Annotated in this window: 11 protein-coding genes; 10 read left to right on the plus strand and 1 reads right to left on the minus strand. The window is 73.9% G+C overall.

Going from position 1 to position 13227, the window contains the following annotated elements; translation table 11 throughout:
* The coding region (locus L1885_RS13005; RefSeq protein ID WP_235797236.1) for an ATP-binding protein at positions 1 to 2118 on the minus strand (2118 nt) is incomplete at its 3' end.
* 167 nt (positions 2119 to 2285) lie between these two features.
* Here L1885_RS13005 and L1885_RS13010 point away from each other — a divergent pair.
* The 10 genes from L1885_RS13010 to aroQ all read left to right on the plus strand — a co-directional run bounded on the left by L1885_RS13010 (position 2286) and on the right by aroQ (position 12962).
* Positions 2286 to 2729 (plus strand): DUF948 domain-containing protein, encoded by a 444-nt coding sequence (locus tag L1885_RS13010; protein WP_235797237.1) that lies wholly within the window; start codon positions 2286 to 2288, stop codon positions 2727 to 2729.
* Between the two features lie 7 nt (positions 2730 to 2736).
* Positions 2737 to 3117, plus strand: coding sequence for a hypothetical protein (locus L1885_RS13015; protein ID WP_235797238.1), 381 nt, complete (start codon positions 2737 to 2739; stop codon positions 3115 to 3117).
* Positions 3117 to 5789: an alanine--tRNA ligase gene (gene alaS, locus L1885_RS13020; RefSeq protein WP_235797239.1), complete on the plus strand. Its 2673-nt coding sequence runs from the start codon at positions 3117 to 3119 to the stop codon at positions 5787 to 5789. The genes L1885_RS13015 and alaS overlap by 1 nt, the downstream gene beginning before the upstream one ends.
* On the plus strand, positions 5786 to 6250 hold the full coding sequence (gene ruvX, locus L1885_RS13025) for a Holliday junction resolvase RuvX (protein ID WP_235797240.1): 465 nt from the start codon (positions 5786 to 5788) through the stop codon (positions 6248 to 6250). The genes alaS and ruvX overlap by 4 nt, the downstream gene beginning before the upstream one ends.
* Before the next feature lie 122 nt (positions 6251 to 6372).
* Positions 6373 to 8529 carry an endolytic transglycosylase MltG gene (mltG, locus tag L1885_RS13030; RefSeq protein ID WP_235797241.1) on the plus strand — a complete coding sequence of 719 codons (2157 nt, stop codon included), beginning with the start codon at positions 6373 to 6375 and terminating at the stop codon, positions 8527 to 8529.
* Complete coding sequence (locus L1885_RS13035) at positions 8526 to 9392, plus strand: shikimate dehydrogenase (RefSeq protein WP_235797242.1); 867 nt, start codon at positions 8526 to 8528, stop codon at positions 9390 to 9392. Before mltG ends, L1885_RS13035 begins: the two co-directional genes overlap by 4 nt.
* Before the next feature lie 333 nt (positions 9393 to 9725).
* Complete coding sequence (aroC, locus tag L1885_RS13040) at positions 9726 to 10910, plus strand: chorismate synthase (protein WP_235797243.1); 1185 nt, start codon at positions 9726 to 9728, stop codon at positions 10908 to 10910.
* Positions 10911 to 10939: 29 nt separating this feature from the next.
* Positions 10940 to 11425, plus strand: a complete 486-nt coding sequence (locus tag L1885_RS13045) for a shikimate kinase (protein ID WP_235797246.1) — start codon at positions 10940 to 10942, stop codon at positions 11423 to 11425.
* Entirely contained in the window at positions 11422 to 12525 is a 1104-nt protein-coding gene (gene aroB, locus L1885_RS13050; protein ID WP_235797244.1) for a 3-dehydroquinate synthase, read from the plus strand. The genes L1885_RS13045 and aroB overlap by 4 nt, the downstream gene beginning before the upstream one ends.
* Complete coding sequence (gene aroQ, locus L1885_RS13055) at positions 12522 to 12962, plus strand: type II 3-dehydroquinate dehydratase (RefSeq protein WP_235797245.1); 441 nt, start codon at positions 12522 to 12524, stop codon at positions 12960 to 12962. The genes aroB and aroQ overlap by 4 nt, the downstream gene beginning before the upstream one ends.
* The last annotated feature ends 265 nt before the right edge of the window (positions 12963 to 13227 follow it).

Here is a 13227-nt window from a genome sequence, read left to right on the forward strand (position 1 = left end):
CGCCGAGCCCGGCGCGGACCGCAGCGCCCTGGCCACCGCCTCGTCCGCGTCCAGCGCCCGCCCCCGCTCCACGCACCGCGCGTACCGGACGGGGCCCAGGGCCGCCACGGCCCGCTCCTCGCACAGCGCCTGCGGGGCCCCGAAATGGCGCGAGCCGAACAGCGGCGGGCCCACCGCGTCCCACACCCGCAGCGCGGCGCCGTGCAGCACCGCGGCCTCCTGCGCGGCGTCCTCGCTCGCGGTCACGAGCGCCGTCAGCTCCAGGGCGAGGACCAGCCCCACCAGGTCGTGGAAGGTGTGACTGGTGGTCAGGCACTCGCCGAGCAGCTCCCGCGCGCCCGCGTACCGGCCCTCCCGCCACCGCGCGTAGGCGAGGACGTAGAGGGCGTACGAGCGCGCCCACCGCTCGCCGCTGTCCTCGCACACCTCGCGCAGCCGCTCGCACTCGCCGACCGCCCGGTCCACGTCCCCCTGGAAGGCCAGCGCCATGGCCAGCTCCGCGCGCCCCATCAGGACGTTGCTGTTCAGCTCGCCGAGTTCGCGGTACACCGCCAGGGCGGCGCCCAGCAGGTCCTGAGCGTGCGGCAGGTCGTCCGTCAGCAGGGCCACGCACCCGAGCCGGTGCACCGCGTACGCGTACGCCAGCCGGTCGCCCGTGCGCAGCGCCTCCTCGCGGCACTCGTACAGCGCGCGCAGCGCGACCGCCGTGTCGCCCTGGAGCACGGAGACGTACCCCTGCACCCACAGCGCCTTCAGCCGGGTCCCGTCGCGCCCGCCCGGCTCCCGGGACACCGCGCGGTCCAGCCAGTACCGCCCCTCGGCGAGCCGGCCGCAGCCCGCCCAGTAGAACCACAGGGACCCGGCGAGGTGCTGGCCGACGTGCGCGTCGGCGGGGGAGCTCAGGCACCGGTCGAGTGCCGCCCGCAGGTTCGGCATCGCGCTCTCCGCCCCGGCGGCGATCTCCGCCTGGCGCGGCCCGTACCAGTCGAGTTCGTACCAGGTGGCGAGCCCCACGTACCAGTCGCGGTGCAGCCCGCGCAGCCGCTCGGCGTCGCCCACCTCCTCCAGCCACTCGGCGCCGTACGCCCGCACCGTCTCCAGCATCCGGTAGCGGCTGCCCGCCGGGGTGTCCTCCCGGACCAGCAGCGACTGGTCGATGAGCGAGCCCAGGACGTCGAGGACCTGGTCGGCGGGCAGGTCGGGCCCGCCGCAGACGTATTCGGCCGCGTCCAGGTCGAAGGGCCCGGGGAAGACCGACAGGCGCGCCCACAGCAGCCGCTCGCGCGAGGTGCACAGCTCGTGGCTCCAGCCCACGGCCGTGCGCAGCGTCTGGTGGCGGGGCAGCGCCCCGCGGGCGCCGGCCGTCAGCAGCCGGAAGCGGTCGTCGAGCCGGTCGACGATCTGGTCGGGCGTCAGCACGGGCAGGCGGCCCGCGGCCAGTTCGAGCGCCAGCGGGATGCCGTCGAGGCGCGCGCACAGCTCGGCGACGGCGGCGCGCTCGGCCCCCTCGGGCGCGAACCCCGGCAGCCTGGCGGCCCCGCGCACCAGGAACAGCGCCTCCGCCTCCGCCCGCGGCAGCGGGGCGAGCGCCAGGATGTGCTCGCCCTCGACGCCCAGCGGCCTGCGGGCGGTCACGAGGACCCGCAGGCCGGGCGCCCGGCGCAGCAGGTCGGTGACGGCCTCGGCGCACGCCTCGACCAGGTGCTCGGCGCCGTCGAGGACCAGCAGCACCCGGCGGCCCGCCAGCTGCTCCGCGAGGACCTCCCGCGGCGTGCGCGGGCTCTGGTCCGTCAGCCGCAGCGCCTCCACGAGCGTGTGGTCGAGCAGCGCGGGATCCCGCAGCGGCGCGAGGTCGGCCAGCCGGACCCCGTCGCAGTAGCGTTTCTGCCCGGGACCGGACTCCGCCACCGCCGCCGCGGCCCGCAGCGCGAACCGGGTCTTCCCGACGCCGCCGACACCCACCACCGTGACCAGCCGGTCCCGGCCCGCCTCCAGCCGCTCCACCAGCCCGGCCAGCGCGGCGTCGCGGCCGACGAACGACGAGAGCTCCGCGGGCAGCCCGCGGCAGGGCTCCTCGGGGCGGTCGGGGACGGGGACTCCACCGGATGTGCCACGCATGGGAAACAGAGCGTAGCGAAGCGATGCCTTTCCGTACAATCGCCCTTGACAACCGCCGTCCGCCCGCCCGTAATCCGGTTCGGGGCGCGGGCGGCGGCGCGATAGGGTCGGAGGACGACTCTTCGGACCCCGTCGGGTGTCCGTGACCAAGCAGGAAGCGGTGCGGTGTGACCGGTGGAGAGGTGGCCGGGATCCTGGTGGCCGTGTTCTGGGCAATCCTCGTGTCGTTCCTCGCCGTGGTGCTGGTGAGGCTCGCGCAGACGCTCAAGGCGACCACCAAGCTCGTGGCGGACGTGACGGAACAGGCGGTGCCGCTGCTCGCGGACGCCTCCGCGACGGTGCGCACGGCGCAGACGCAGCTGGAGCGCGTCGACTCCATCGCGTCCGACGTCCAGGAAGTCACCTCCAACGCGTCCGCGCTCTCCTCGACGGTGGCCTCCACCTTCGGCGGGCCGCTGGTGAAGGTCGCCGCGTTCGGCTACGGCGTACGCCAGGCGATGTCCCGCCGCGGCGCCGAATCCGCACCGCGGCAGGAGCGCCGGGGCGAGCGCGGCAGTGTCGTCGTCGGGCGCACGGTGCCCGCCGCACGCCGCAGGAACAAGAAGGGCTGACGCAGCGATGTTCCGCCGTACGTTCTGGTTCACCGCGGGCGCAGCGGCCGGCGTGTGGGCCACGGCCAAGGTCAACCAGAAGATCAAGCAGCTCACCCCCGAGAGCCTCGCGGCGCAGGCGGCCAACCGGGCCGTCGAGGCCGGCCACCGGATCAAGGACTTCGCGGCCGACGTCAGGACCGGCATGGTCCGGCGCGAGGCCGAACTCGGTGAGGCGCTCGGCATCGAGGCGGAGCCCGCGCGCGGCCTCCCGCCCGCCGGGCCCCGGCAGGTCCGCGCGGTCGAGGCGGGCCCCGCGCGCGGCGCGCCCCGCAGCGGCCGGGGCCCCGCCCCCCGGGGCCGAGGCCCCCACCCCTTCAACGAACACAACCGGAATGAGGACCACTGATGGAGTCGGCAGAAATTCGCCGCCGCTGGCTGAGCTTCTTCGAGGAGCGCGGGCACACCGTCGTCCCTTCGGCGTCGCTCATCGCGGACGATCCGACTCTGCTGCTGGTCCCGGCCGGCATGGTGCCCTTCAAGCCGTACTTCCTCGGTGAGGTCAGGCCGCCCTTCGAGCGTGCCACCAGCGTGCAGAAGTGCGTGCGCACCCCGGACATCGAAGAGGTCGGCAAGACCACCCGGCACGGCACGTTCTTCCAGATGTGCGGCAACTTCTCCTTCGGCGACTACTTCAAGGAAGGCGCCGCCAAGCTGGCCTGGGAGCTGCTCACCACGTCGCAGGACGACGGCGGTTACGGGCTCGACCCCGACCGGCTGTGGGTCACCGTGTACCAGGACGACGACGAGGCCGAGCGCATCTGGCGCGACGTCGTGGGCTTCCCCGCCGAGCGCATCCAGCGTCTGGGCAAGAAGGACAACTTCTGGTCCATGGGCGTGCCCGGGCCCTGCGGCCCGTCTTCGGAGATCTTCTACGACCGCGGCCCCGAGCTCGGCGCCGAGGGCGGACCCGCCGTCAACGACGAGCGCTACGTGGAGATCTGGAACCTGGTCTTCATGCAGTACGTCCGCGGCGAGGGCAGCGGCAAGGAGGACTTCGAGATCCTCGGCGACCTGCCGCAGCAGAACATCGACACCGGCCTCGGCCTCGAACGCCTCGCGATGATCCTGCAGGGCGTGCAGAACATGTACGAGATCGACACCTCGATGGCCGTCATCGAGAAGGCCACCGAGCTGACGGGCGTGCGCTACGGCGCCGACCACACCTCGGACGTCTCCCTGCGTGTCGTCACCGACCACATGCGCACGTCCGTGATGCTCATCGGCGACGGCGTCAGCCCCGGCAACGAGGGCCGCGGCTACGTCCTGCGCCGCATCATGCGCCGCGCCATCCGCAACATGCGCATGCTCGGCGCCACGGGCCCGGTCGTCGCCGAACTCGTCGACACCGTCATCCGGATGATGGGCCAGCAGTACCCGGAGCTGGAGACCGACCGCAAGCGCATCGAGACGGTCGCCCTCGCCGAAGAGGCCGCGTTCCTCAAGACGCTCAGGGCCGGCACCAACATCCTCGACACCGCCGTCACCGACACCAAGGCCGCCGGCGCCTCGGTGCTCTCCGGCGACAAGGCGTTCCTGCTCCACGACACCTGGGGCTTCCCGATCGACCTCACCCTGGAGATGGCCGCCGAACAGGGGCTGTCCGTGGACGAGACGGGCTTCCGCCGCCTGATGAAGGAGCAGCGGGAGCGCGCCAAGGCCGACGCCGCCGCGAAGAAGTCCGGGCACGCCGACCTGTCCGCCTACCGTGAGGTCGCCGACTCCCACGGCGCCACGGAGTTCACCGGCTACGGCCTGACCGAGAGCGAGTCGACCGTCGTCGGGCTGCTCGTGGACGGCGTCTCCTCGCCGGCCGCCTCCGAGGGCGACGAGGTCGAGATCGTGCTCGACCGCACCCCGTTCTACGCCGAGGGCGGCGGCCAGCTCGCCGACCAGGGCCGCATCCGGCTCGACACCGGGGCCGTGGTCCAGGTGCGCGACGTGCAGCAGCCCGTGCCCGGCGTGTACGTGCACAAGGGCAGTGTGCAGGTCGGCGAGGTGACGGTGGGCGCCCCGGCCTTCGCCGCCATCGACACCCACCGGCGCCGCGCCATCGCCCGCGCCCACAGCGCCACGCACCTCACCCACCAGGCCCTGCGCGACGCGCTCGGCCCGACGGCCGCGCAGGCCGGCTCGGAGAACAGCCCCGGCCGCTTCCGCTTCGACTTCGGTTCGCCCGCCGCCGTGCCCGGCACGGTCCTCACCGACGTCGAGCAGAAGATCAACGAGGTGCTCGCCCGGGACCTGGACGTCCGGGCCGAGGTCATGGGCATCGACGAGGCCAAGAAGCAGGGCGCCATCGCCGAGTTCGGCGAGAAGTACGGCGAGCGCGTGCGCGTCGTGACGATCGGCGACTACTCCAAGGAGCTGTGCGGCGGCACGCACGTGCACAACACCGCCCAGCTCGGCCTGGTCAAGCTGCTGGGCGAGTCGTCCATCGGCTCCGGCGTGCGCCGCATCGAGGCCCTCGTCGGCGTCGACGCGTACAGCTTCCTCGCCAAGGAGCACACCGTCGTCGCCCAGCTCCAGGAGCTGATCAAGGGCGCCCGTCCCGACGAGCTGCCCGAGCGCGTCTCCGGCATGCTCGCCAAGCTCAAGGACGCCGAGAAGGAGATCGACCGCTTCCGGGCGGAGAAGGTCCTCGCCGCGGCCGGCTCCCTCGCCGACGGCGCCAAGGACGTGGGCGGCACCGCCCTCGTCACCGGGCAGGTCCCCGACGGCACGTCCGCCGACGACCTGCGCAGGCTCGTCCTCGACGTGCGCGGCCGCATCCCCGCGTCCCGCCCGGCCGTCGTCGCTCTGTTCACGACGGCGAACGGCCGCCCGCTGACGGTCATCGCCACCAACGAGTCCGCCCGCGGACGGGGCCTGAAGGCCGGCGACCTGGTCCGTACGGCCGCCAAGACCCTCGGCGGCGGTGGCGGCGGCAAGCCGGACGTCGCCCAGGGCGGGGGACAGGACGCGGACGCCGTCGGCGAGGCCATGGCCGCCGTCGAGCGCCTGGTCGCCGAGGTCTCGTGAGGCGCGGACGCCGTCTCGCGATCGACGTGGGGGACGCCCGGATCGGGGTCGCGTCCTGCGACCCCGACGGGATCCTCGCGACGCCGGTGGAGACCGTGCCGGGACGCGACGTCCCGGCCGCCCACCGGCGGCTGCGGGCGCTCGTCGAGGAGTACGAACCGCTGGAGGTCCTGGTCGGGCTGCCGCGCTCGCTGGGCGGCGGCGAGGGCCCCGCCGCGGCCAAGGTGCGGGCCTTCGCCCGCGAGGTCGCGCGGGGCGTCGCCCCCGTACCGGTGCGCCTGGTCGACGAGCGGATGTCCACGGTCACGGCCGCCGGCGGCCTGCGGGCCTCCGGGGTGACGTCCCGCAAGGGCCGTTCCGTCATCGACCAGGCCGCCGCCGTCGTCATCCTGCAGAGCGCGCTGGAGACGGAGCGTGCCTCGGGCTCGGCCCCGGGCGAAGCCGTCAGGGCGGGGGGCTGATCGCGGTACGGTAACGTTCCGCGCGATGCGGCGGCGTTCGAACAGCCGCCGCACAAGAAAGAGGCGACGCGACCGCCGCGCTCCGCGCACTGCGGCTGCCCCTCGCGGCTTTTTGGGGATCGATGACCGACTATGGCCGGGGCTCCGGCTCCGAACCGTGGCACCCCGAGGATCCCCTGTACGGGGACCAGGGGTGGGGGCCGCAACAGGCCGGCGACGGCCGGCCGGCGCAGGACGGCGGGCAGGGGCAGCAGCAGTACGGCCGGCAGGCGGGCCCCCAGGAGCAGTACGGGGCCGCCCACGACCCGTACCAGCAGCAGTACCCGCAGCAGGGCTACGGCGAGGGCCAGTACCAGCAGCAGTACGCCCAGCAGTACCCGCAGCAGGGCTACCCCGAGCAGCAGTACGCCCAGCAGGGCTACCCCGAGCAGCAGCACGCCCAGCAGTACCAGCAGTACCAGCAGCAGCCGGCGCAGCCACCGGCGGCGTTCGGCCAGGACCAGGGCTACGGCCAGGGCTACGGGCAGCAGATACCGCAGCAGCATCCCCAGCAGGGCTACGCGCAGGATCCGCAGGGCTACGCCGGGCAGGGCCAGGACGCGTACCCGCAGGGGCAGCAGAACTACGACCCGCAGTACGGCGGCGGCTGGGACACCGGGCAGCAGCAGCCCGTCGTCGGCTACCAGCGGGGGCCCGGCGACGGCTACGGACCCGGCGACGGCTACGGGCAGGGCGGCGGGGACTACGGCCAGGTGCCCGGCGCGCCCCAGGACCCGGGGACGCAGGGCGGCCGGGGCGGGCCGGGGGCCGGCTCCGGGGCCGGGCCGGTCCCGGACGGGTCCCCGCAGGAGCGGGAGCCCGGGGTGCGGGGGCGCATCGGCGGACAGCGCGCGTACCGTCCGGACGGCACGCCGGCCGGCGGTGCCGGGCGCGGCGAGCCCGAGGAGACCGGCTGGGACGACGAGCACCCGGAGGAGACGCACCCGTTCTTCACGGGCGAGGACACCCCGCTGCCGGGCCGCGAACGCTCCCGGCGCACGGGGCGTTCCGACGGGCCGCGGGACGGGCGCCCGGGCGGAGGGGCCGCCGGGAACGCCGCCGACGCCTACGGCGACGATGACGATGACGACGATGACGATGACGACGACGAACGCGAGGGGCACGACGGCGACAGGGGCGGCGGCAAGAAGCGCAAGGGCCGCAGCGGCGCGGCCTGCCTGGTCGTCGCCGTGGTGCTCGTCGGCGGTGTCGGCGGCCTCGGGTACGTGGGCTACACCTTCTACCAGCACCGGTTCGGCCCGCCGCCGGACTACTCGGGCGCCGGCACCGTGACGGTGCAGGTCACGATCCCGGACGGGGCGAGCGGGTCGCAGATCGCGAGCCTGCTGATGAAGAGCGGCGTGGTCAAGAGCACCGCCGCGTTCGTCGTCGCGCAGGACCACAACCCCAAGGGCAACAGCATCCAGGCCGGCGTCTACACCCTCAAGAAGCAGATGTCGGGCGCGAGCGCCGTCGCGCTGATGCTGAGCCCGAACAGCCGCAACGCGCTGATCATCCCGGAGGGCACCCGCGACGCGGCGATCTACGCGCTGATCGACAAGAAGCTGAAGCTGAAGGCCGGCACGACCAAGGGCGTCGCCTTCGCGCAGGCGAAGAACCTCGGCATGCCCGGCTGGGCCGACGACTCGAAGAACATCAAGGACCCGCTCGAAGGCTTCCTGTTCCCGGCGAGCTACCCGGTCGCGGACAACTCGAAGCCCGAGGACGTCCTCAAGAAGATGGTCGCCCGCGCGAACGCCGAGTACGACAAGTACGGGCTGCAGGACAAGGCGAAGTCCCTCGGGCTCGACAACCCCTGGCAGCTGCTGACGGTCGCGAGCCTGGTGCAGGCCGAGGGCAAGACCCACGACGACTTCCGCAAGATGGCCGAGGTCGTCTACAACCGGCTCAAGACCACCAACCAGCAGACCAACCAGAAGCTCCAGTTCGACTCGACGTACAACTACCTCAAGGGCCAGAGCCACATCGACATCAGCGAGGCCGAGGTCAACAGCAACCACGACCCGTACAACACGTACACGAACCGGGGCCTGCCGCCCGGTCCCATCGGCAACCCCGGCGAGGAGGCGCTCGCCGCGGCGATCAACCCGACGCACGACGGGTGGCTCTACTTCGTCGCGACCGACGGCGACGAGAAGACCGAGTTCGCGAAGACGTTCACCGAGTTCGAGCAGCTCAAGCAGAAGTTCAACAACAAGCAGAGAGGCCTCGGCGGATGACCCCGCAGGACGCGCCCCAGCCCGAGCCGCACGCCGCCGCCGTCCTCGGCTCGCCGATCGGGCACTCCCTGTCGCCCGTGCTGCACCGCGCCGCCTACGCGGAGCTCGGCCTCACGGGCTGGAGCTACGAGAGCCACGAGGTGGACGAGGCGGCGCTGCCCGGTTTCTACCGGGAGGCGCTGAAGCGGGACGGGACACCCTGGGCCGGCTTCTCGCTGACCATGCCGCTGAAGCGGGCCGTGATCCCGCTGCTCGACGAGATCAGCGCCACGGCCGGCTCGGTCGAGGCGGTCAACACCGTGACCTTCAGCCCCGACGGATCCGCCCGGGGCGACAACACCGACATCCCCGGCATGGTGGCCGCGCTGGCGGAACGCGGCGTGGAAACCGTCGAGTCGGCGGCCGTGCTCGGTGCCGGGGCCACCGCCTCGTCCGCTCTCGCCGCGCTGAGCCAGGTGTGCACCGGCCCGGTCACGGCCTACGTGCGCAGCGACGCCCGCGCGGCCGAGATGCGGGGCTGGGGCGAGCGGCTGGGCGTCGACGTGCGCACGGCGCCGTGGGGCGAGGCGGCCGCCGCGTTCGACGCGCGGCTGGTGGTCTCGACCACGCCCGCGGGCGCGGCGGACGAGCTGGCCGAGCGGCTGCCCGAGCGGCCCGGCACGCTGTTCGACGTCCTCTACGACCCCTGGCCCACCCGGCTCGCCGCGGCCTGGTCGGCCCGGGCCGGACAGGTGGTCTCGGGCCTCGACCTGCTCGTGCACCAGGCCGTCATCCAGGTGAACCTGATGACGGGGCTGCCCGAGTCGCCGCTCGCGGCGATGCGCGCGGCGGGCGAGCGGGCGCTGGCGGCACGCCGGGCGTAGCGGTCGCGGCCCTCGGCGGACGGTTACAGCCACCGCGGACGGGGGCGCCTCCGGCGGACGGGGGGAGCGGCCCCGTAGGTCACACGCGCCCCGCCTGCCGCAGAAGCCCCGCCCGTCGCAGAAGCCCCGCCCGTCGCACCCGCCCCGGCGGCCGCCGCCCGGGGCGGGCATCTCCTCCGACGAGCGTCCCTTCCGACCGTCGGACGAGTGGTCCGTCCTGTGGACCGGCGGCCGGGCCGCTTCCCCGCTCGTGGGAGGATCGAGGCACGGCGGGCCGGGCCCCACGCCCGGTCGGGCCGCAGCAGTTCCCAGGCGCGGACATGAGGAGCACCGTTGAGCAGGTTGCGCTGGCTGACGGCGGGGGAGTCGCACGGCCCCGCACTCGTCGCGACGCTGGAGGGTCTTCCCGCCGGTGTCCCGATCACGACGGACGACGTCGCGGACCACCTGGCCCGCAGGCGCCTCGGCTACGGACGCGGCGCGCGCATGAAGTTCGAGCGCGACGAGGTCACCTTCCTCGGCGGCGTCCGGCACGGCCTGACGATGGGCTCGCCGGTCGCGGTCATGGTCGGCAACACCGAGTGGCCCAAGTGGGAGCAGGTCATGGCGGCCGACCCGGTCGACCCCGCCGTTCTCGCCGAGCAGGCGCGCAACGCCCCGCTGACCCGCCCGAGGCCCGGCCACGCCGACCTCGCCGGCATGCAGAAGTACGGCCTGGACGAGGCGCGGCCGATCCTGGAGCGCGCGAGCGCCCGCGAGACCGCCGCGCGCGTCGCCCTCGGCGCCGTCGCCCGCTCCTACCTCAAGGAGACGGCCGGCATCGAGATCGTCTCCCACGTGGTCGAGCTCGCCTCGGCGAGGGCGCCCCGCGGCGTCCTGCCGAAGCCCACGGACGTGGAGCGGCTCGACGCCGACCCGGTGCGCTGCCTCGACGCCGACGCCAGCAAGGCGATGGTCGCGGAGATCGACCAGGCCCACAAGGACGGCGACACCCTCGGCGGCGTCGTCGAGGTCCTCGCCTACGGCGTCCCGGTCGGCCTCGGCTCGCACGTCCACGCCGACCGCAAGCTCGACGCCCGCCTCGCCGGCGCCCTGATGAGCATCCAGGCCATCAAGGGCGTGGAACTCGGCGACGGCTTCGAGCTCGCCCGCGTGCCCGGTTCGCAGGCCCACGACGAGATCCTGGTGACCGACGAGGGCATCCGGCGCGCCTCCGGCCGCTCGGGCGGCACCGAGGGCGGCCTCAGCACCGGCGAACTGCTGCGGGTGCGCGCCGCGATGAAGCCCATCGCGACCGTGCCGCGCGCGCTGTCCACCGTCGACGTCGCCACCGGCGAGCCCGCCAAGGCCCACCACCAGCGCTCCGACGTGTGCGCCGTGCCCGCCGCGGGCATCGTCGCCGAGGCCATGGTCGCCCTCGTCCTCGCGGACGCGGTCGCGGAGAAGTTCGGCGGCGACAACGTGGCCGAGACCCGGCGCAACGTCGCGTCGTACCTCGAGCACCTGGCGATCCGGTGACCGCGCCGCTGGTCGTGCTCGTCGGCCCCATGGGGGTCGGCAAGTCGACCGTGGGAGAGCTGCTCGCGCAGCGCCTCGGCACGTCGTTCCGCGACACCGACGCGGACATCGTCGCGTCCGAGGGCAAGGAGATCTCCGACATCTTCCTGGACGACGGCGAACCGCGCTTCCGCGAGCTGGAGCGCGCCGCCGTCGCGACGGCCCTCGCCGGGCACGAAGGGGTGCTGGCCCTCGGCGGCGGCGCCGTGCTCGACGCGGGCACGCGCGGGCTGCTCGCCGGCCTGCCGGTCGTCTACCTCTCGATGGAGGTCGCCGAGGCCGTGCGCCGCACGGGTCTCAGCGTGGCCCGCCCGCTGCTCACGGTCGTCAACCCGCGCCAGCAGTGGAAGCAGCTCATGGACGAGCGGCGCCACCTGTACACGGAGGTCGCCCGGGTGGTCGTCGCCACCGACGAGCGCGCCCCCGAGGACGTCGTGGACGCCGTACTGGACGCACTGGAACTGAGGAAGGCATGACGGAGCAGACAGCGGCGCAGCCGGTCACGCGCATCCAGGTCGCCGGCACGGCCGGCACCGACCCCTACGAGGTGCTGGTCGGCCACCAGCTCCTGGGCGAGCTGCCCTCGCTCGTCGGCCGCGCCAAGCGCGTCGCCGTGATCCACCCCGAGGCCCTGGCCGAGACGGGCGAGGCGCTGCGCGCCGACCTCGCCGACCAGGGCTACGAGGCCATCGCGGTGCAGGTGCCGAACGCGGAGGAGGCGAAGACCGCGGAGGTCGCGGCGTACTGCTGGAAGGCGCTCGGGCAGAGCGGCTTCACCCGCTCCGACGTGATCGTCGGGGTCGGCGGCGGCGCCACCACGGACCTCGCCGGCTTCGTCGCGGCCAGCTGGCTGCGCGGGGTGCGCTGGATCGCCGTCCCGACGACGGTCCTCGGCATGGTCGACGCCGCCGTCGGCGGCAAGACCGGCATCAACACCGCCGAGGGCAAGAACCTGGTGGGCGCCTTCCACCCGCCGGCGGGGGTGCTGTGCGACCTCGCCGCGCTGGAGTCCCTGGGCACCCACGACTACGTCAGCGGCATGGCCGAGATCATCAAGGCCGGCTTCATCGCCGACCCCGTCATCCTCGAACTGGTCGAGTCCGACCCGGAGGGCGCGCGCAGCCCGCGCGGACCGCACACGGCCGAGCTGATCGAGCGCTCGATCCGGGTGAAGGCCGAGGTCGTCTCCAGCGACCTCAAGGAGTCGGGCCTGCGGGAGATCCTCAACTACGGCCACACACTGGCCCACGCCATCGAGAAGAACGAGCGGTACAAGTGGCGCCACGGCGCGGCCGTCTCCGTCGGTATGGTCTTCGCCGCGGAACTCGGCCGGGTCGCGGGCCGGCTCGACGACGCGACGGCCGACCGGCACAAGGCGGTCCTCGGCTCGGTCGGCCTCCCGCTGACCTACCGGGGCGACCAGTGGCCCAAGCTCCTGGAGACCATGAAGCTCGACAAGAAGTCGCGCGGCGACCTGCTGCGCTTCATCGTGCTCGACGGACTCGGCAAGCCGACGATCCTCGAAGGCCCCGACCCGGCCTTCCTGGTCGCCGCCTACGGGGAGGTCTCGGCGTGAGCCGCCGCGTGCTCGTCCTCAACGGCCCGAACCTCGGCCGGCTCGGCTCCCGGGAGCCGGACGTGTACGGCTCCACCTCGTACAAGGGCCTGGTCGAGTCCTGCGAGGAGACCGGGCGGGAGCTGGGGCTCGACGTCGAGGTCCGCGAGACCAACGACGAGGGCGAGATGATCCGCTGGCTGCACGAGGCGGCCGACGGCGAGCTGCCCGTCGTCGTCAACCCCGGCGCGTTCACGCACTACTCGTACGGCATGCGGGACGCCATGGCGCAGCGCACCGCCCCGCTCATCGAGGTGCACATCTCCAACCCGCACGCCCGCGAGGAGTTCCGGCACAACTCCGTCGTCGCGTCGGTCGCCAGCGGGACGATCGCGGGCTTCGGCATCGGTTCCTACCGCCTCGCCCTGCGGGCGCTCGTCGAGGAACTGACGGGCTGACAGCCGTTCCCGGCCCGGACGCCGGGGGCGGTACCGTTCAGGAGGCAACACGCCGGTCGCACGAGACGGAGTGGCAGGAGATGCAGCACAGGATGGGTGCGTCCGAGGACGACTGGCACCTCCCGGTCTGGGCGCCGCCCTCCGCGCCGGCGCCCGGCGGGGCGCCGGACCCGGCCGCCGGACCGGCCGAGGGGGACGTGCCGTCCGAGGACGACGACGGGTACCGCCTCCAGGACCCCCCGGCCCCCGCCGCCGCGCCGGGGCG

This window comes from Streptomyces fuscigenes (assembly GCF_021556455.1).
Classification (GTDB): Bacteria; Actinomycetota; Actinomycetes; order Streptomycetales; family Streptomycetaceae; genus Streptomyces; species Streptomyces fuscigenes.